Consider the following 18,977-nt stretch of genomic DNA (forward strand, 5'->3'; position numbering starts at 1 on the left):
CCAGGTGGCCGCCATGAACCTTCCGCAGAATCCTGTCGAGGCCACGGGGCGGTGTTGGGCTTGAGGGTCGTGCCCAGCGCGTGGGCTGAACCGGCGCGCTGGTTGCGGAGCGGGGTTGGGGCGGAGGGTCATACCGAGCGAGTGGGGCTGATCGCGGAGTCTGCGGCTCCGGCAGGCGAGGGTCTGCGCCACATCCACGGTGATTGTGCGCCGCCGCCATGGCGATCTCAGCGCCGATTCCACCATGAACCTTCCGCACAACCCGGGCGACCGCCATGAACCTTCCACACAATCCAGGTGGCCGCCATGAATCTTCCTCAGAACGGCGGGGCCGCCCGCACGAACACCTCATGCAGGCGGCCCAACTCAGCTCACTCGGCCCTTCCCGGTCGGACTCGGCCCGGCCCCGGATTCGGCCCACTCACCCTCATTCGACGAGCTTGCCCTCCTGGCTGATCTCCCCGCCCATGAGCTCGGCGACCTCGGGGTCGACGGCCGGGATCTCCTCGCGCACGACACCCGTCGACGGCGACCACACGAGGTTGACCCGCATCGCCGGATCGAGGTCGGGGTAGTCGCTGCGGTTGTGGGCGCCGCGGGTCTCGCGCCGCTCGAGCGCGGACTCGAGGGTGGCCCGGGCCGCGAGCACGGACGACTTGAGGTCGAAGGCGTGCGCGAGGTCGGAGAATCCGGCGATGTCGGGATGGATGCCGACGTCGGCCATCCGCGCCTCGATCGCCGTGAGCTTCTCCAGCCCGGCGAGCAGACCCGCCTCGTCGCGGACGACGCCGGCATGCTCGGTCATGAGGTTGCGGACCTCGCGCTGGAGCGCCCGGACGTTCTCCGCCCCGTCGGAGGCGAGGAGATCATCGATCTCAGCGCGCGCCTCGGCGAGCGATTCCGGCGACCGCACCTGAGCGGTCAGACCATCGGAGTACGCGATCGCCGACTGCCCGACGATGCGCCCGAAGACGAGGAGCTCGATGAGGGAATTGCCGCCGAGGCGGTTGGCCCCGTGCAGCCCGGACGAGGCCTCGCCGATCGCCCACAGGCCCTCGACGTCGGTGCTGTGGTCGACGGGATCGACCCACACCCCGCCCATCGAGTAGTGCGCGGTCGGCGCGATCTCGATCGGCTCCTTGGTGATGTCGAGCATCTGCGTCTCCATGAGCGTCTGGTAGACCCGCGGCAGGCGGGACATGATCGTCTCCCGCGGCAGGTGGGAGACGTCGAGCCACACGCCGCCGTTGGCCGTGCCGCGGCCCTCGGCGATCTCGGTGTACGCGGCGAGCGCGACGCGGTCACGGGTCGAGAGCTCCATCCGCTCGGGATCGTAGCGCTCCATGAACCGCTCGCCGAGGGCGTTGCGGAGGATGCCGCCCTCACCGCGGGCGGCCTCGGAGACGAGCGTACCTGCCGCGTTCTCGGGTTCGATGATGCCCGAGGGGTGGAACTGGACGAGCTCGGCGTCGCGCAGGCGACCGCCGGCGTCGACGGCGAGGCGGAACGAGTCGCCGGTGTTCTCATCCCGGCGCGAGGACGTGCGGCGCCAGATCCGGTTGTGCCCGCCGGCGGCGAGGATGACGGCGTCGGCGTGGATCCGGTACCGGGTGCCGTCGACGAGGTCGAAGCCGTAGGCGCCGAAGATCCGGCCGTCGGCGGTGAGCAGCTTCGTGATGTAGACGGTGTCGAGGACCGGGATGTCGAGCTCCTCGGTCCGGTGGATGAGCGCGCGCTGGATCTCCAGGCCGGTGTAGTCACCGGCGAAGGCGGTGCGCCGCCACGTGTGCGCGCCGAAGAAGCGCTGCGAGATCCGCCCGTCGTCCTCCTTCGCGAAGTTCATGCCGTAGCGCTCGAGGTCGGCGATGCCCTGCTCGGCGCCCTGGGTGACGATCTCGACGGTGCGCGGATTCGCGAGGTCGTAGGATTCCTTGATCGTGTCGGCGGCGTGCTGCTGCCAGCTGTCCTCGGGGTCCATCGTCGCGAGCGCGGCGTTGATGCCGCCGGCCGCGAGCGAGGTGTGTGCGTCGTCCTTCGGCCGCTTGCCCACGGCGATGACGTCGACGCCGGCCTCGGCGACCTCGATGGCCGCGCGCAGACCCGATCCGCCGGTGCCGATGACGAGCACCGAGGTCGACAGTGAGTGTTCCCTGATCCGGGCATTGCCCTGTGCTGTACTCATGCCTTCCACGTTAGGTTTGCCTACACGATACGTCCAATGCATTGTTTGACTCATGACGATAGCGATAGACTATAGTCATGAATCTCGAACAGCTCGCCAGCTTCGTCGAGGTCGCCGAGACCGGTCACTTCACGAAGGCCGCCGCGGCCCTCCACCTCGCACAGCCGTCCCTGTCCCGGCAGATCTCGACGCTGGAGAAGGAGCTCGGCGCCGAGCTCTTCCACCGCGCCCGCGGTCACATCACCCTGACCGCGGCCGGTGAGTCCCTCCTCCCGACCGCCCGGAGAATGCTCGCCGACGCCGAGGCGATCCGCCGTGACATGGACGAACTCGCCGGTCTGCGCAAGGGCCGGGTCCGCCTCGGCGCGACCCCGACGCTGTGCGTGAGCCTCGTCGCCGAGGCGCTCAGCCGCTTCCACGCCGACCACCCCGGCATCGAGCTCGAGGTCATGGAGAAGGGTTCGCGCGAGCTCGTCGAGGCGCTCGGCCAGGGGCAGCTCGACCTCGCCCTCATCACCCGCACCGTCGACCTCAGCGCGCTCACCCCGCGCCTGCACACCCAGGAGGTCCTCCGCGAGGACCTCGTCGTCATCACCTCGGCCGACCACTGGGAATCCGTGGGTGACAGCATCACTCTCGCCGAGGTGGCCGACCGTCCCCAGGTCGTCTTCCATCACGGGTACGACCTCCGGGAGGCCACCTCGGCGGCCTTCGACGCCGCGGGCCTCGACCCGAGCGTCGTCGTCGAGGGAGCCGAGATGGACGCGGTCCTCCGCTTCGTCGAACGCGGCCTCGGGCTCGCGATCGTCCCCGCGATGGTCCTCGTCGACCGTCCGCGCCTGCGCTCGATCCGGCTGACCGATCCGCACCTCTCGCGCACCGTCAGCCTCGCCTCCCGCGCGGATGTGCGGGCCACGGCCGCCGCCTCGGCGATGGAGACGACGATCCTCGACACGGCCGGCCGCCTCGCCGCCGAGGGCACCGGCCTCGCCCCCTACGTCCGACTGCTGCCGGGCGGCTGAGCCTCAGGCGCCGACCGACACGACCTGCCAGCCCACACCGGCGTCGTAGGTGACCAGGCCGGCGGCGCGGAACCGCTCGAGCCATGACTCCATCGGCCAGCGACCCCAGCGGGAATGGAAGACGCGGGCGTTGGCGACGATGTCGGCGACGTGTTCGATCGGCGGGGAGCTCACGGGGTGGAACTGGTGGAACGCGTGAGCACCGCCCACCCAGCGCAGCCCGATGCCGTGACGTCGGGCGGTGAAGCCGAAATCGGTGTCCTCTGCCCCGTATCCCGCGTAGCCCTCGTGGAATCCGCCGAGGCGGGCGTAGAGCTCGGGCCGGCAGGCGAACGACAGCGACCAGAAGAGCGCATACGGGTCCTGTGGGTCCGGGGGCGCGTCGGAGGCGACGTCGATGACCTCACCGTCGGCCGGGTCCGGGCGTGCCGGATGGGGGTGCGGGGTGATCGCGACGGCGTCGTCGAGGGCGGCCGTCTCCTCCGCGGTCAGGTAGGTGACGGGCCCGAGGAGAAGGCGATCCGGCACGGTCGCCGCTTCGTAACGCAGCAGCAGTCGGGGGCCGGGCACGCAGTCGGCGTCGAGGAAGACGAGCAGACTCGCGCCGAGGTCGGCGGCCCGGCGGGCACCGGCATTGCGCGCAGCCGCCAGCGGGGCCCGACCCGTGGCGGATTCGACGCGGACGGTGTCGACGGTCGGCGGCAGGTCGATGCCCGGCAGGTCGATGCCCGGCAGCCCGTCGCCGGCGCGCCCCACACTGTCGTCGCTGCCCGATCGCTGTGACGGGAAGACGCTCACGACGTGCGCGAGGGTGCCGGCGTCGAAGCGCTCTGAGTGGAAGCCGATCAGAGCCTCGTGCTGGCGGCGGATGCGGGCGAACCGGTCCGGGGAGGCGAGGCTGACGATCACCGTGCGCGGTTGCGGCATAGGTCAGTCACCCGGCACCGAGGCGGCGGTCGGGGTGGGCGTCGGTGTCGATGGCGGGGTGGACGGACCGGTCGGTGAGGCAGCCGACGGGGCGGCGAGCGAGCGTCCCGCTCCCCCAGCGACCCGTGTCGGGGGCTGGGACACTCCGTCGATGACCTCGGCCGCGCGTTCCGCAGCCCCGCCGATCTGCCATGCCTCCCAGGGGAATTCACGGTCGGCCGCCTCGGCGAGCACATCATCGAGATCCGGACCGACGTCGCTGCCGGCGAGGACGGGGAACCCCAGCGTTCGCAGCAGCACACCGTTGGCGTCCTGTTCGCCGAACGGGCGCGTCTGGGGCACGAAGATCGCCGGAGTGCGGGCGCTCATCACGTCGGCGATCGCGCCGAGACCTGCATTGCTGAGCACCACGCGCGCGGCTCGCAGCCGCGGAAGGATGTCAGCGGTCCACGTCGCATCGTCGAGCCCGACCGCAGACCACGAGTGACGACTGCCCGCTCGCAGCGCCGCGAACGCATCCCCGTCGAGGGTCGAGCCGCCGCGCGAGCCGAGGAGAAGACAGCCCGCTCTCGCGCCCTCGCTCGGGACCGGTCGGGTCGCTGAGATCCCGCCGGTGAATCGTGTCGTGGCCGAGAACCGAAAGGCGTGGGGAACGGCCGCCGCATACGCCTGACCCGTCCTCACGGTGGGAGCCGGCAGCGGCACGATGATCGCCTCGGCGAGTTCGAAGCACCGCCGATGTGCGACGTCGGTGCGCTCTCCGGCCTGCGCGACCACGACGACCCGCAGGCCGAGGAGGCGCGAGAGCATCGCGACCTCACACGACACGTCGACGACCATGGCCGTCAGCTCGGGGGCATAGCCGGCGATCGTCGCCAGTCTCTGCGCGTGCCCCGTGATGTTCGTCGGGACCCAGTGCAGACTGCCGCCGGCGGTGGGATCGGCGGGGTCGACTCCCGGCGCGGTGTCCGGCTCGAGCTGCACCCAGGTGACGCTCCCCGATCGCGGCGTCGGCAGAGCGGATGGCCGCGGCAGTGAGGAGAAGACGATGACGTCATCGTCGAGATGCGGCAGCACCGCGATCATCCGCCGCAGATGACCGTGCCCATGATGGTGGACGTACCAGCCGATCATCCGGCCGCTCCGGTGCGGGCATAGGTCGTGGCGGCCACGGCATCCTCATCGACCGGCGCACGCCCTTCCCAGACGGTCCCGAACCGCTCGGGATCACGGATCGCTGCGGCGAAGTGCCCGAGCAGGGTGTCGGCGACGGAGCTGACGCTGAAGTGAGATACCGCGTAGTCCCGGAGGCGACGCCGGGCGGCGATCCCTGCTCGCTCGCCCCCGGCCCGGAGACCGTCGTGGGCGGCTGAGGCCATCGCCGCGAGCTGCTCGTCGTCCGACATCGCCGTCGGCACGAGAGTCACCCCGGGCACCGAGCGGTAGAGCTTGCCGAAGGCTCCCCGATCGAGGGCGACGACGGGAGTGCCGCAGAACAGGGATTCGATGACGACCTGGCCGAAGGGCTCGTTCCACATCGGCGTGACCAATGTAGCCGCGCTCCCTCCCACGATGTGCGCCGTTTCCCGCTGACTCAGGCAGCCGAGGTAGTCGACCCGCCCGTGCGAGCGGGCGATCGCCGGTGCGACGTAGTCGGCGAAGTAGTCCGGGTCGCCGACCGGCCCCATGAGCGTGAGTCTCGCGCCGAGGCGGTTGGCGACGTCGACTGCGACATGCGGGTACTTCTCGGGGACGAGTCGTCCGAACCAGCAGAGGCGGTCACCGCCGGGACCGAGCGGCCAGACCGTCGCATCGGCGCCGTTCATCACGACCGTGGTGTCGACTCCGGCATTCGCCCAGGACTCCTGTGCGTAGCCGGAGACGGTGAAGACGCGGCCGCGCTGCGCGGGGTCGATCGTGTTGACGAGGTCGAGGCGCGGGGGCGTGTGCAGCGTGGTGAACACGGGAACGTCGAGCGCGGCCGCGCGCGACAGCGGCAGCGCACTCACGGCGTGGTTGTGGACAACGTCGAACTGCGTCGGATGGGCGGCGAGGTAGTCGATGACCGCCTCGAGGGAGGCGCGCTGATGGTCCTCGATCTCCCGCGGCAGCGACGAGTCGCTGCGGCGGGCGCCCGGAGGCCAGGCGAGGTCGTCATAGATGAGCTCCGGCGGCGAGTTCTCCAGGAAGTCGGAACCGGACTTCGCGGCAAGGGTGACGTGGTGTCCGCGCCGTTCGAGCTCGCGCACGAGGGTCCACACGTGCGTCTCCAGTCCGCCTCGCAGCGGTTCGCGCAGCGGGTACCGGTAGTCGGCGATGACGAGGATCCTCATGCGCCTGCCCTCCCCGCTGTGCTCATCGCCGCCAGGGCCCGGTAGATCTCTGTGTGCGCGCTCCTCACCCGGGCCAGCGCCGCGCGGTGCGCTGCCGGTGCGATCGGGCGCAGAGGCGGTCGCTCCGCCGCCCGACGCAGCGCGCCGGTCAATGCGGACCGGTCGTGGAAGTCGACGGAGATGTTCTGCCCCGGCCGCTGCTCGGACAGGTGCCCGATGGGTGAGTGGAGCACCATGGTGCCGAGGTCGTTCGCGAGTTCGAGCAGACCCGAATGCGTGCCGTGACTGTAGGGAAGGACGAGGCAGTCGAGGTCTGCCAGCCACTGTTCGAGCTCACTGTCGCTCATCCGCTCGGCGACCACCGGGGCAGGCATTCCCGTCTCCGCGAGCACAGCTGCCAGGCGCGCGACCTCGGCCTCCCTGCCCTGGCGCACCACCGGCCGCCTGAGCACTGTGAGGCTCGTGGCCTCCCGGAGTTCGTCATCTTGGTGCAGCGTCCGTGCGAGTGCGGCGATCCCGTCGAGGTCGACACTCGGCCGCGCATCCTTGACGAGCACTCCGACCGCGAATCGCGCGGGCGCGCTCGCCGGTGTGCCGACCCGATCACTACCGACATCCTCTCTGCCCGCAGGCAGACCACTGCCCAGAGGCGGATGGGCGATGACCTCGGCGTCGAGGTGCCAGCGGTCGGCGATCTCCGCCTGCGCCCCGGGGGTGAGCGTGATGATGCGCGCTGCGCTGCGCACGAGGAGCTCCAGGCGGCGATGGAATTCGGCCTGGCCGGCCGGCAGCAGTTGGGGGTTGTCGAGGTCGTGAACGGTGACGAGCAGCGGGACCTCGTGGCGGCGCAGGTCGTCGACGAAGCGACGCAGGACTGCGTGCGGAACCAATTCGAATCCGAAATGCACATGGACGATATCGAATGTCTCGAATTGTCCGGAAATCCAATTGTCCATATCGAATTGCGCGTACCCGGCAGGCGCATCGGCGCCGCCCGGAAGGGGTGCAGGGACCAGAGTGACCGCCGCGTGCTCAGTGATCGCCTCGACGTACGGGTGCCGGTGGGGAATGGAGAGCACTTTCATCGCGCGCATGACAATGACACTCCTTCGCTGGTTCGGACTCGTCGCAGACGACAGCACTGACCGCTGTCATGAAATGAGGTAATCGCGGTATGCGGCATTTGCCGGATTTCTGATCCCACCCGGACGAAATTTCACCTTACACAGTAAACAAGTCGGCGGCAAGAGTCCTGTCAGGCCCTCCGTGTGGCGACTGACGACTGACTCTCCGACGCCGGAGGGCTACACTGCCTGACAAGGGAATGTGTCCCAGCGGAAGGCGCGTCGCGGCTTCGGGGACGTTCCGGACAAGGATGAGCCCATGACTGCCGAATCGCCCCGCCCAGACCTCCTCATCTCCGAGGACCTCATGCTTCTCCTGCTGCCGCCGAGCGGGCAGATCCCGGAGCTCTCCCCGGCGCTCGAGTGCGTGCTCACCGGCGGTCTCCTCGTCGACATGATCGAGGCCGGGTTCATCGAAGTCCTCCCCGGTGAGAAGCCGCATGCGCCGCTCATCCGCGCCACCGAGGTGCCGCGCCCCCACGATCCGATGTTCGTCAACGTCATCGCGCTCCTCGGCCAGGACGCTAGGCCGCTTGCCGACGTGCTCCCGGTCCTGCTGCCGCGGCTCGACGATGTGCTCCTCGTGCGGCTTTCCAACCACGGGATCCTCACCCAGCACACCGCGAAGTTCCTCTTCATCATCCCGACGATGTCGTGGCGGGTCGTCGATCCCGAGCCCGAGGAGCAGCTGTGCGAAACGCTGGCGGCGGTGATGGAGGGACGCGTGCGCCCGGATGCGCGCACGGGCACGATCATCGCACTGCTCTCTGCCGCCGGGGTGCTCCCCGAACTGTCGGCGTCCCTACCGTGGAACTCGGCGATCGCCGGGCACGTCCAGCAGATCGCGATGGCCGGATGGGCGACTCCCTCGGTCAAGGCCGTCCTCGACGTCGCCGAGGTGACCGCCAGGAGGGCAGCGGCCGAATCCGGGGAGGCGCGACGGGAGAAGGTCATCGCCGGCGGCGAGCGCCGCACCCGCATCGCCGCCCAGATCGGACTCTGAACCCCGCGTCCCCACCCATCCGGCGCACCGGCCACCAGTGTCCGACCGCCGTCCGCATCGTGGATCACGGCGGAGTGCGGATAGCGGGCGGTGCACGGCCCGCTATCCGCACTGCGCCTTGATCGACGACCGTTCCGCCGCCTCGGCGAGGGAAGAGCTGCGGGTGGATCTGCCGGTGAATGCAGCAGTTCCCCGGACGATGCGTCCGGGGAACTGCGGTGCGGCGGGCTCAGCTCACTGACCCGAGCCGGTGCCGTTTCCGTCGTTCTTCGTGCCGGGCAGACCCTGGGCCTTGCGGCGCATGAGGAGGACGACGATGACGATGATCGCGAGCGCTCCGACGGCGAGCAGGATGATCATCGGCATCGACATGCCCGAGTCAGCGCTCGTCGATTCGCCGATCTGACCGCGCTCCTCAGGGGTCTCCGAGGGGTTGTCGACGACTGCGCCGCCGAGGCCGGCCTGCGTCGTCTGCTCGACGGAGCCGCCGGCGCCCTCGGCGTCGCCGATCGTGAAGGAGTAGTCGCCGGAGATCGGGTGGCCGTCGGAGGACACGACACGCCACACGACGTTGTACGCCCCGGGCTTGAGGTTGTCGGGCAGCGCCACGGTCAGCTTCTTGCCTTCGGTGGTCAGCTCGCCTGCGGAGACGTCGGTGCCGTCGACCATGACCTTGACCTCGGTGCCGACCTGCTGGATCTCACCGGAGAAATCCATCTCGAGCCACTTGGGCTGCTCGTCGAGCTGTGCCCCGTCCTCGGGGTTCGTCGAGATCAGCTGGTCGTGTGCACTGGCCGGGGAGGCCGCGAAGACGCTCATGGCGGCGACGACGAGCGCGGCGAAGACGAGCCTGAGAGCAGACCTCTGTGTGCGAGTCATACGTGTTTCTCCTTCAACGTTTGCCATGGTTTGTGGGCGACCGCATGGTCGGTCGGAGTATCGGACCATCGCTGCGGCCCTCGGCGGGATCACCGAGTTTCCGCGGCCTTGGCGTGCAGGTGATCGGCGATTCCCGGCACTGACCTCTCCATTGTCTCAAGAGTTTCTTCGAAATCCTGCAATTGACCCCCGTACCACGGATCGGCGACGTCGGGAGCCGGCACCTCGCCGAGGCGGTGCCCGGTTCCGTGGGAGGCCCCGGTGCCGCCTCGGCGGGGTCCGTCACCGGCCTCCGGATCGAATTCGCGGAGCATCCGCAGCTCCGGACGCACCTCGGCGGGCAGGTCGGCGATCATCGCTGCGAGCGCCCGATAATGGCGGGCGGTCATCGCCACGGCGAGGTCCCGGTCGGCCAGCCACTCGGGCGTGATCTGCCGGGCCACGTGGTCGTCGGTGCGGTAGCCGGCGGCCGCGAGCACCCGCGCCTGCCGCGGATCGATCGGGTTGCCGTCCTCCTCGTCGCTGATCCCGGCGGAGTCGACGACCGCCTCGGCGCCGGTGGCCTCGAGATGATGCTCGAGCACGCGTTCGGCGGTCACGGAGCGGCAGATGTTCCCGGTGCACACGAACACCACGGACGGTGCGGTCATACTTCTCCTCCTTCTCAGCGGGCACGATGGGCGCAATCGCCCCGCGGACGCCACGGCACCGCGGTCTCGGGCCCGCGGCGAACTTCTCAGCCCATGCCCATCGTCGGTCACGATACTGTTGCACCATGACATCACAAACTGCGAATGCACCGGCCGATCCGGAGCCCTCGGACGCCGCCGCCTCAGCCGAACTGAGCTCCGTCCGCCCGCAGGACGACCTCTTCCGCCACACCAACGGCGGCTGGATCGACAGCTTCACCATCCCCGACGATCGCGCAGGCGACGGTGCCATGCGCGAGCTCTTCGACACCGCGGAGACGAAGGTCCGCGAGATCATCGAGTCCGTCTCCGACACCCCGCAGGAGCCGGACACCGAAGGCCAGAAGGTCGCCGACCTCTTCACCTCGTTCATGGACCTTGAGCGGATCAACAGCCTCGGCGTCACCCCGCTCGAGTCGACGTTCGCCGCGATCGACGCCGCCGAATCGAAGTCGGAGCTCGCGAACCTCCTCGGCCGACTCGAGACCGAGGGCATCGGCGGTCTGCTCGGCGGGTACGTCACCGCGGATGCGAAGGATTCCGACATTTACGCCCTCTACCTCGTCCAGGCCGGGATCTCCCTGCCCGATGAGGACTACTACTTCAACGACGACTTCGCCGAGGTGCGCGCGAAGTTCCTCGCGCACGTGCAGAAGATGTCCGCGCTCGGCGGGCTCGGGACCGCGGCAGGGCTCTCCGACGCCGAGGTGGCCGCGAAGATCATGGCCTTCGAGACCGAACTCGCCCGCCACCACTGGGACCGAGTGGCCACGCGCGATGCGGAGAAGACCTACAACAAGTACACGGTCGACCAGCTGCGCGAGATCGGCCCGGGTTTCGATTTCGATGCGTGGCTGTCCGCCCTGACCGCCGATGCCGACGGCGAGCTCGAGACCGTCATCATCGGTCAGCCCTCGTACGTCGAGGGCATGGTCACGGTGTGGGCTGAGACCGACCTCGACACCCTGAAGACGTGGCTGCGCTGGTCGGTGCTCTCGGCGAACGCCGCGCTGCTCACCGACGAGATCGTCGAGGAGGACTTCGACTTCAACTCCCGCACCCTTTCCGGCACGCCTGCCCTCCGGGAGCGCTGGAAGCGCGGGGTCGGGCTCGTCGAGTCCCTCCTCGGCGAGGCGGTCGGCAAGCTCTACGTCGCCGCCGAGTTCCCGCCGGCGGCGAAGGAGGCGATCGACCACCTCGTCGCCATGCTCATCAAGGCGTACGAGAAGTCGATCACCGAGCTCGACTGGATGAGCGAGGAGACGAAGCAGCGCGCGCTCGTCAAGCTCTCGAAGTTCACCCCGAAGGTCGGCTACCCCGAGGTGTGGCGCGACTACCCCGCGACGGTCGACGCCGGTGACCTCGTCGGCAACGTCCGGCGGGCCGCCCGCGCCGAGCACGCCCGCCAGGTGGGGCGCATCGGCAAGGAGATCGACCGCACCGAGTGGCTGATGACGCCGCAGACGGTCAACGCGTACTACCATCCGGTGATGAACGAGATCGTCTTCCCCGCCGCGATCCTCCAGCCGCCGTTCTTCGACGCCGACGGTGACGTCGCGGCGAACTTCGGGGCGATCGGCGCGGTCATCGGCCACGAGATCGGCCACGGCTTCGACGATCAGGGCTCGCGCTACGACGGCGACGGCAACCTCGTCGACTGGTGGACGGCCGAGGACCGCGAGCGCTTCGAGGAGCGGACGACAGCGCTCATCGACCAGTACGATGCGCTCGTGCCCGCGGGGCTCGAGGCCTCACAGCACGTCAACGGCGCGCTCACGGTCGGTGAGAACATCGGTGACCTCGGCGGTCTGTCGATCGGGTGGAAGGCCCTCGAACTCGAACTCGGTCGCGCCCCCTCGCCGGAGGAGGCCGCCTCGTTCTTCACCGCGTGGGCCAAGGCGTGGCGGGCGAAGATGCGCACCGAGGAGCGCATCCGCCGCCTGAGCATCGACCCGCATTCGCCGGAGGAGTTCCGCTGCAACCAGGTCGTGAAGAACATGACGGTCTTCCACGACACGTTCGGCGTCGAGGAGTCCGACGGCATGTACCTCGCGCCCGAGCAGCGCGTGAGCATCTGGTAGGCGGCCGGTCTCAGCAGCCTCGAGGGCGCTCAGCCACCCTGCACCGGGTGGCTGAGCGCCCTTCGTGTTGCTGGGGTCGTGCCGGCCGATGCGAGGTTCACCGGCCGACTCGGAGGTCACCGGCCCGCGCGCGGCTCAGCGGTGGCGGCGGATCATCGGTGGCGGCGGATCATCGTGACGACCCGGTAGTCGAACTCCTGCCAGCTGGCGATCGGCGAGCCCGCCCGCAGCGCGGCAGCGAACTCCTCGAGCTCGGCGAACCGTGATTCGAGCGGCAGCTCGAGGTCGACCTCGGCGACGATGAGACCCGTCGGATCCGTGTGGACGACGTCGAGGCCGACGGCCCGCGGATCGAGTTCGGAGTTCATGACGATCTGCAGGCGACCCGGCGTGGGGGCGGGGATCTCCGGGGCCGCCTCGGCGTATCCCTGCTGTTCGCGCAGCTCCCGCTGGGCGGTGACGAGGAACTCCGCGTACGCCCCGATCCCGATGACCGGCAGGCGCGAGGTCAGCGCGTCGGTGGCGACCTTGACGAGCCGCGACCTGGCCTTCCGGGTCAGCGGCGTGACGTCGCCGCCGGACATCGCGACCCCGTCGAAGCCGACGAGGGACTGCTCCTCATCGTTCTCGTTCGGGTTGAGGATCGTCATGTCGAGCCCGAACCGGTCGTACCACGGCCGGGTCACGCGGGCGCTGTCCTCGTCCCACCACGAGTAGAAGAGGAACGGCACGTTGATGCCGGCCTCTGAGTAGAAGAACGGGGGCCGGCGCTCACCGGCGGTGACGGCGAACGGCACGTCGTTGCCGGCGACCGGGGCCGGGCAGGTTGCGAACGCGGAGAACGCGAACGGGTAGTTGACCGCACGGTTGAAGTCGACGACGAGCGACCCGTCGGCGTTGGGAATGCCGAGGTCAAGGGTCCGCCACGCCGCCGTCGACCGCCCGTTCGTCTCATCGTGGAAGTCGAGCTGGAGTCCCGTCGCCGGGCACCCCGAGGCCACGAGCGACACCTCCCCGGCGGGCGTGGTAAAGGTGACGGTGCCGACGAGCATCGTCTCGAGCGTGAGGTTCTCCTGCGCCGAGGCGACCGGCCGGATCTCGGGTTCGTCGAAGGGGGTGAAGCGGGCGAGGAAGACGAAGTCCCGGTTCGGATCGAAGACGGGGACCTCGACGAACTTCGCGAGCAGCGGCGACTTCGAGTCGCGGATGCGCACACCGAGGCGACCGCCGCGTTCGATGAGCTCATAGAGGACATGGCCGACAGTGAACCAGTCGAGCGACCCGCCGGTCGGCAGCTTCGCGCTGAACCCGTTGTCCTCGACCCTGACCTGGGGAGACTCCGGCAGCGGAATGTCATCGGCGCCGAGGCGGACGGCCGTGCGCGTCGACCCGGACTCCCATTCCGCGTCGGTGCCTGAACGGGGATCGGTGCCTGCCTCGGGCCTGGTGCCGGGGCCGGTGTCGGTGAGGTCGTGGGAGGTGGGAGCCGCCTCGGTGGGGGCACTGAGCAGATCGAAGGTCGCGGCCGCAGGGCCGGCCTTCGTGCCGGGATCGAGCGCGAGGGTGACCCAGCCGTCGTCGTCGACGGTGAACGTTCCCGGCGCTCCCGGCCACGTCGACTCCTCGTCGAGCCAGTGGAGCCCGACGACGCTGAGCCACCCGAAGGGCGTCGCCAACGAGGAGTTCCGCGAGTCCCGCCACGTATTCCACTCGGCCACGAATTGGTTCACGTCGAACACTCCTCGCATTCTCACTCGTCGTTGCACGCTCGTCCGCGCCGGCCGTCGACGTTCGGCGACCGCCGGCCCGCCCGGTTCGGACGACCGCTGACCGTCCATGTCGGACGACCGCCGGCCCGCCCGGTGCGGGAGACCGCTGACCATCCACGTCGGACGACCGCTGATCGTCCGCTTCGGGCGACCGCTGGCGCTTCGGCCCCTGTGGTCGAAGCTACCCCAAAGGATAGGCTGTTCAGATGAGCACTCCATCCACGGATCAGACAGCAAACGCGCAGGTCGCAGCCGACCTCTCCGCTTTCGTCACGGCCTCTCCCAGCTCCTATCATGCCACTGCCGCAGCGGCCGAGCGCTTCGACGCCGCCGGGTTCACCCGACTCGACGAACGTCAGCCGTGGACCCTTGAGGTCGGCCACGGGTACTACGTCATCCGCGACGGCGCGATCATCGCCTGGATGGCCCCGACAGGGCGGATTGACGCAGCGGAAGCCGATTCGACCGCGAACGGGTCGACCGCCTCGGCGGTGCCCCCGTTCCGGGTCTTCGGCTCCCACACCGATTCGCCGGCGTTCAAACTCAAGCCCGGTGACGAGTTCGTCGCCGAAGGCGTGCGCCAGTTCGGTGTCGAGATCTACGGCGGGCCGCTGCTCAACTCGTGGCTCGATCGGGAGCTCGCCCTCGCCGGGCGCCTCAGCCTCGCCGACGGCAGCGTCGTCCTCGCGCACACGCCGGCGATCGCACGCATCCCGCAGCTCGCGATCCATCTCGACCGGCAGGTCAACGAGGGCCTCACCCTCGACAAGCAGCGGCACACGACCCCGATCGTCGGTCTCGCCGACCTCGCCGAGGCCGATGTCCTCGAGATCCTCGCCGCCTCCGCCGGCGTCGACCCCGAACTCATCGTCGGCCACGACGTCTACACGATCCCCGCGCAGGAGCCCGCGCTCTTCGGCGCCGCGGACGAGTTCTTCGCCTCCCCGAGACTCGACAACCTCCTCTCCGTCCACGCCGGGGTGACCGCGATGACGTCCCTCGACGCCGAGGCGCTCGATGCGGTGGCCCTGTTCGCCGGGTTCGACCATGAGGAGGTGGGGTCGAACTCGCGCTCGGGCGCGAGCGGGCCGTTCCTCTCCGACGTCACCGAGCGGATCGTCGCCGCCCTCTTCCCCGAGGCGAACCGCAGTGACTACCTCGCCGCACTGGCCGCCTCGGTGTGCGTGTCCTCCGACGCCGGACACGCCGCCCACCCGAACTACCCCGAACGCCACGATCCGCACGTGCGTCCGCGCCTGGGTGCGGGGCCCCTGCTCAAACTCAACGCCCAGCAGCGGTATGCCACCGATGCCGTCGGCACGGCGACGTGGGCCCGCGCCTGTGCAGCCGCCGGGGTCGAGTACCAGGACTTCGTCTCGAACAACTCGGTGCCGTGCGGGTCGACGATCGGACCGCTGACGGCCACCCGCATGGGCATGACGACGGTCGATGTGGGACCGGCGCTCTACTCGATGCACTCGGCGCGGGAGATGTGCGCGATCAGCGACGTCGTCGCGCTCGGCGCGGTCGCGAAAACGTTCCTCCAGGGGGCGTGAGGCGCCGCGCCTGCGGGAGCCGACACAGGGGGCGAGCGCTTGCTCGTTCAACGCAGCGCCTCGTTCACCCCTGAGCCTCACTCACCCCTGAGTCTCACTCAACACGAAGCGTGAATATCGCGTCCCCAAAGACGCGATATTCACGCTCCGTGTTGAACGAGCGCCGGCAGATTCGCCGAGGCGGCGATATTCACGCTCGCCGTTGAACGAGCACCCCGAGGACGAGCACCGGCGCACGCCCGCAGACACCCCGTCAGCGAAGTCGCGGGAGTGCGTCCGCCGAGGCGCGATGCTGCACGCACGATGACGCAGCGAGCGGGGCGCGCACGCACAATGCGCGTGGAAGCAGGCCTGCAGGCACGATGCCGCAGGCGTCCAGCGTGCGCAGGAATCCGAGGCGAGCCCACTGGGGTACTTCCCCCAGGGCGCGTCCGCTGGGCACGTCCACCGAGGCACGTCGGCAGGAGCCCGTCCACCGGGGCACACCCACTGGGGCGCGTCCACTTGGGCACGCTGAAACTGAGGCACCAAATCGGGCGACCGCGCGTCCACCGTCTCGCGCAGTGAACACCTGCCGCGGGTGATTTTGTGGCGGCGCCCACACCGTGATAGTCGTTGTGTGACCCCACGGGGGCCTTCGGAAGAGGGCTGAGATCGAGCTGAGACCGCTCGAGACCGTTGAACCTGATCCGGTTGATACCGGCGGAGGAAGAGAGGATCGCAGATGACTGCGCCCACCCCAGAAACCACCCGTCCCACCGTTGCCCCGCGCCCGACGGCACCGGCCGAGAACTCCGCGAGCACCCCCGCGGGTTTCGCTCTCGAGCAGTACCCCACCCATTCCCTGGCCTGGGTCGAGGACCGTGAGCACGGCATCCGCGTGCCCGTCACCCGCATCGACCTCGACGACACGAACGGCCGCCCCAACGAGCCGGTCCACGTCTACCGCACCGTCGGGCCCGGCGCCGTCCCCGAACAGGGCCTGCCCCCGCACCGCGCGGAGTGGATCGCCGACCGCGACGACACCGAGGACTACGCGGCCCGCGGCCACCTCATCGAGGACGACGGGCGGGCAGCCGTCCGCCGCGGCGCACCCTCCCAGCAGTGGCAGGGGCCCGACCGGACGCCTCGGCGCGCGAAGCCCGGACGCACCGTCACGCAGATGCACTACGCCCGGCAGGGCATCATCACCCCCGAGATGCGCTACATCGCGATCCGCGAGCAGTGCGACGTCGAACTCGTCCGCTCCGAGGTCGCTGCCGGGCGCGCGATCATCCCCGCGAACATCAACCACCCCGAATCCGAGCCGATGATCATCGGCAAGGCGTTCCTCGTCAAGATCAACGCGAACATCGGCAACTCGGCGGTGACGAGCTCGATCGCCGAGGAGGTGCAGAAGCTCCAGTGGGCCGCGAAGTGGGGTGCCGACACCCTCATGGACCTCTCGACGGGCAACGACATCCACACCACCCGCGAGTGGATCATCCGCAACTCCCCCATCCCCATCGGCACCGTGCCGATCTACCAGGCGCTTGAGAAGGTCGACGGCGACGCCGAGGCGCTGACCTGGGAGATCTACCGCGACACCGTCATCGAACAGTGCGAGCAGGGCGTCGACTACATGACCGTCCACGCCGGTGTGCTGCTGCGCTACGTCCCGCTCACCGCCGACCGCGTGACCGGAATGGTCTCCCGCGGCGGGTCGATCATGGCCGGATGGTGCCTGGCCCACCATGAGGAGAACTTCCTCTACACGCACTTCGACGAGCTCTGTGAGATCTTCGCGGCCTACGATGTCGCGTTCTCCCTCGGCGACGGGCTGCGCCCCGGCTCGATCGCCGACGCCAACGACGCCGCCCAGTTCGCCGAACTCGACACCCTCGCCGAGCTGACGAAGCGGGCATGGGAGCACGACGTCCAGGTCATGGTCGAGGGCCCCGGCCACATTCCGCTCCATCTCGTGCGGGAGAACGTCGAGCGCCAGCAGGAGCTCTGCGACGGCGCCCCCTTCTACACCCTGGGTCCGCTCGTCACGGACATCGCGCCCGGCTACGACCACATCACCTCGGCGATCGGGGCGACGGAGATCGCCCGGTACGGCACGGCGATGCTCTGCTACGTCACCCCGAAGGAGCACCTGGGACTGCCCGACCTCGACGACGTCAAGACGGGGGTGATCACGTACAAGATCGCCGCCCACGCCGCGGACGTCGCGAAGGGCCACCCGGGGGCGACGGCCCGGGACGATGCGCTGTCGAAGGCGCGGTTCGAGTTCCGCTGGCGCGACCAGTTCGCGCTCGGCCTCGACCCGGAGACCGCCGAGTCCTTCCACGACGAGACGCTGCCGGCGGAACCGGCGAAGACCGCGCACTTCTGCTCGATGTGCGGGCCGAAGTTCTGCTCGATGCGCATCTCCCAGGACATCCGCGACACGTACGGCAGCGCCGAGGCGCAGGCCGCGATCGCCGGCATGCAGGCCAAGAGCCGGGAGTTCCTCGCCGCCGGCGGTGAGGTCTATCTGCCCGAACCGACGATCGGTCCGCGGCAGGGCTGAGGTCCGGGCAGGGCTGAGGTCCGGGCAGGACTGAGGTCCGGGCTGGGCTGGGGTCCGGTCAGCGGGTGTCGGCGGGGTGGGGTCGGCGTGCCTCACCCCGCCGAGGCGGTTGCCGGGGTGAGATCGGAGTGCCCCACCTCGCCGCGGTGCTCCCGGGCTGGGAGCGAAGTTCCCACCTCGCCGAGGTGGTCCCGGGCAGCGTCTCGTTCCCGGACTCTCGGGTCGGTGCTCGTCCACCGCTGGTAGGGTCGCTCTGTGTCCACTCAGCCCGCCGCGCCGCATGCTCCGAACCAGTCAGCGGAGCCCTCGTTCCGGGCGTCGTTCGACTGGTTCGCCCCGTACCTCATCGTCCTCGTGACGGGGCTGATCACCGTGGGCATCTACGCGCTGGCGTGGTGGAACGCGGGGTCGATCATTCCGCTGCCCGTCTTCGTCGCACTCTTCTGCATCCCGGTGCTGCTCGGCTGGTGGGTCTCCGGGGCCGCGTTCGCCACCGTCATCGGTCTCGCCCTGCGAGTCCACTGGGCGCTGCGCAGCGCGCTCACTCTCGTGATCTGCCTGTGTGCGACGATCGTCGTCCACTTCCTCATCATCGAGATGTTCAACACCGGCTTCTACGGAGTGCCGGCGATGATCATCCCCGGATGGATCTACTGACCGGCGCTGGCGAGCGGCCGCACACACCGCCCCGCACACACCGACCCATGGACACGCACAACCTCCCGCGCGCACGCCCGTGCCCTCGCCCACGCGCGTCCGCGCACTGACGCCCGCCCCGACCGCCTGTGTCCAGCAGCCGTCCGCATCGTGGATCACGGCGGAGTGCGGATAGCGGGTGGTGCACCACCCGCTATCCGC

The 18,977-nt window shown here is 69.5% G+C and carries 14 protein-coding genes and 1 riboswitch; of the genes, 6 read left to right on the forward strand and 8 right to left on the reverse strand.

The genetic code is table 11. The annotated features are described in order from the left end of the window. Positions 1 to 427: 427 nt before the first annotated feature. Positions 428 to 2,182 (reverse strand): FAD-binding protein, encoded by a 1,755-nt coding sequence (locus ACFQ91_RS13725; protein WP_198500405.1) that lies wholly within the window; start codon positions 2,180 to 2,182, stop codon positions 428 to 430. A 77-nt stretch (positions 2,183 to 2,259) separates the two neighbouring features. Between ACFQ91_RS13725 and ACFQ91_RS13730 the strand changes: the two genes are divergently transcribed. After that, the gene (locus ACFQ91_RS13730) at positions 2,260 to 3,204 is read left to right on the forward strand and encodes a LysR family transcriptional regulator (protein WP_198500404.1); all 945 of its coding nucleotides are present in this window, start codon (positions 2,260 to 2,262) and stop codon (positions 3,202 to 3,204) included. A gap of 3 nt (positions 3,205 to 3,207) precedes the next feature. On the opposite strand, the gene ACFQ91_RS13735 is transcribed toward ACFQ91_RS13730, so the two are convergent. From ACFQ91_RS13735 to ACFQ91_RS13750, 4 genes are read right to left on the reverse strand one after another with little or no spacing between them, the layout of a single operon-like run. Continuing rightward, positions 3,208 to 4,131: a galactosyltransferase-related protein gene (locus ACFQ91_RS13735; protein WP_137826811.1), complete on the reverse strand. Its 924-nt coding sequence runs from the start codon at positions 4,129 to 4,131 to the stop codon at positions 3,208 to 3,210. 3 nt (positions 4,132 to 4,134) lie between these two features. Then, on the reverse strand, positions 4,135 to 5,265 hold the full coding sequence (locus ACFQ91_RS13740) for a glycosyltransferase (RefSeq protein ID WP_198500403.1): 1,131 nt from the start codon (positions 5,263 to 5,265) through the stop codon (positions 4,135 to 4,137). Then, positions 5,262 to 6,464 carry a glycosyltransferase gene (locus tag ACFQ91_RS13745; protein WP_137827014.1) on the reverse strand — a complete coding sequence of 401 codons (1,203 nt, stop codon included), beginning with the start codon at positions 6,462 to 6,464 and terminating at the stop codon, positions 5,262 to 5,264. Before ACFQ91_RS13745 ends, ACFQ91_RS13740 begins: the two co-directional genes overlap by 4 nt. Continuing rightward, complete coding sequence (locus tag ACFQ91_RS13750) at positions 6,461 to 7,558, reverse strand: glycosyltransferase (RefSeq protein ID WP_137827013.1); 1,098 nt, start codon at positions 7,556 to 7,558, stop codon at positions 6,461 to 6,463. The genes ACFQ91_RS13745 and ACFQ91_RS13750 overlap by 4 nt, the downstream gene beginning before the upstream one ends. A gap of 289 nt (positions 7,559 to 7,847) precedes the next feature. Between ACFQ91_RS13750 and ACFQ91_RS13755 the strand changes: the two genes are divergently transcribed. After that, entirely contained in the window at positions 7,848 to 8,591 is a 744-nt protein-coding gene (locus ACFQ91_RS13755) for a GPP34 family phosphoprotein (RefSeq protein WP_137827012.1), read from the forward strand. Between the two features lie 234 nt (positions 8,592 to 8,825). On the opposite strand, the gene ACFQ91_RS13760 is transcribed toward ACFQ91_RS13755, so the two are convergent. Further along, a complete protein-coding gene (locus ACFQ91_RS13760; RefSeq protein WP_137827011.1) occupies positions 8,826 to 9,470 on the reverse strand; it encodes a copper resistance protein CopC in 645 nt (214 codons plus the stop codon). An 89-nt stretch (positions 9,471 to 9,559) separates the two neighbouring features. Further along, on the reverse strand, positions 9,560 to 10,120 hold the full coding sequence (locus ACFQ91_RS13765) for a low molecular weight protein-tyrosine-phosphatase (RefSeq protein WP_137827010.1): 561 nt from the start codon (positions 10,118 to 10,120) through the stop codon (positions 9,560 to 9,562). Between the two features lie 125 nt (positions 10,121 to 10,245). On the opposite strand from ACFQ91_RS13765, the gene ACFQ91_RS13770 reads away from it, so the two are divergent. Then, positions 10,246 to 12,240 (forward strand): M13 family metallopeptidase, encoded by a 1,995-nt coding sequence (locus tag ACFQ91_RS13770; RefSeq protein WP_137827009.1) that lies wholly within the window; start codon positions 10,246 to 10,248, stop codon positions 12,238 to 12,240. A 152-nt stretch (positions 12,241 to 12,392) separates the two neighbouring features. On the opposite strand, the gene ACFQ91_RS13775 is transcribed toward ACFQ91_RS13770, so the two are convergent. Next, positions 12,393 to 13,970 (reverse strand): DUF1684 domain-containing protein, encoded by a 1,578-nt coding sequence (locus ACFQ91_RS13775; RefSeq protein WP_232623820.1) that lies wholly within the window; start codon positions 13,968 to 13,970, stop codon positions 12,393 to 12,395. A 245-nt stretch (positions 13,971 to 14,215) separates the two neighbouring features. Here ACFQ91_RS13775 and ACFQ91_RS13780 point away from each other — a divergent pair, with 245 nt between their 5' ends. The 3 genes from ACFQ91_RS13780 (at position 14,216) to ACFQ91_RS13790 (ending at position 18,776) form a co-directional block, all read left to right on the forward strand. Beyond that, positions 14,216 to 15,565, forward strand: a complete 1,350-nt coding sequence (locus tag ACFQ91_RS13780) for a M18 family aminopeptidase (RefSeq protein ID WP_137827064.1) — start codon at positions 14,216 to 14,218, stop codon at positions 15,563 to 15,565. Between the two features lie 617 nt (positions 15,566 to 16,182). Further along, positions 16,183 to 16,293, forward strand: a riboswitch (TPP riboswitch). Continuing rightward, complete coding sequence (thiC, locus tag ACFQ91_RS13785; RefSeq protein WP_137827063.1) at positions 16,290 to 18,119, forward strand: phosphomethylpyrimidine synthase ThiC; 1,830 nt, start codon at positions 16,290 to 16,292, stop codon at positions 18,117 to 18,119. Its footprint overlaps the riboswitch before it by 4 nt. Before the next feature lie 255 nt (positions 18,120 to 18,374). Next, entirely contained in the window at positions 18,375 to 18,776 is a 402-nt protein-coding gene (locus tag ACFQ91_RS13790; RefSeq protein WP_140955347.1) for a hypothetical protein, read from the forward strand. The last annotated feature ends 201 nt before the right edge of the window (positions 18,777 to 18,977 follow it).

Source organism: Brevibacterium sp. NPDC056726 (assembly GCF_042790515.1).
Classification (GTDB): domain Bacteria; phylum Actinomycetota; class Actinomycetes; order Actinomycetales; family Brevibacteriaceae; genus Brevibacterium; species Brevibacterium sanguinis.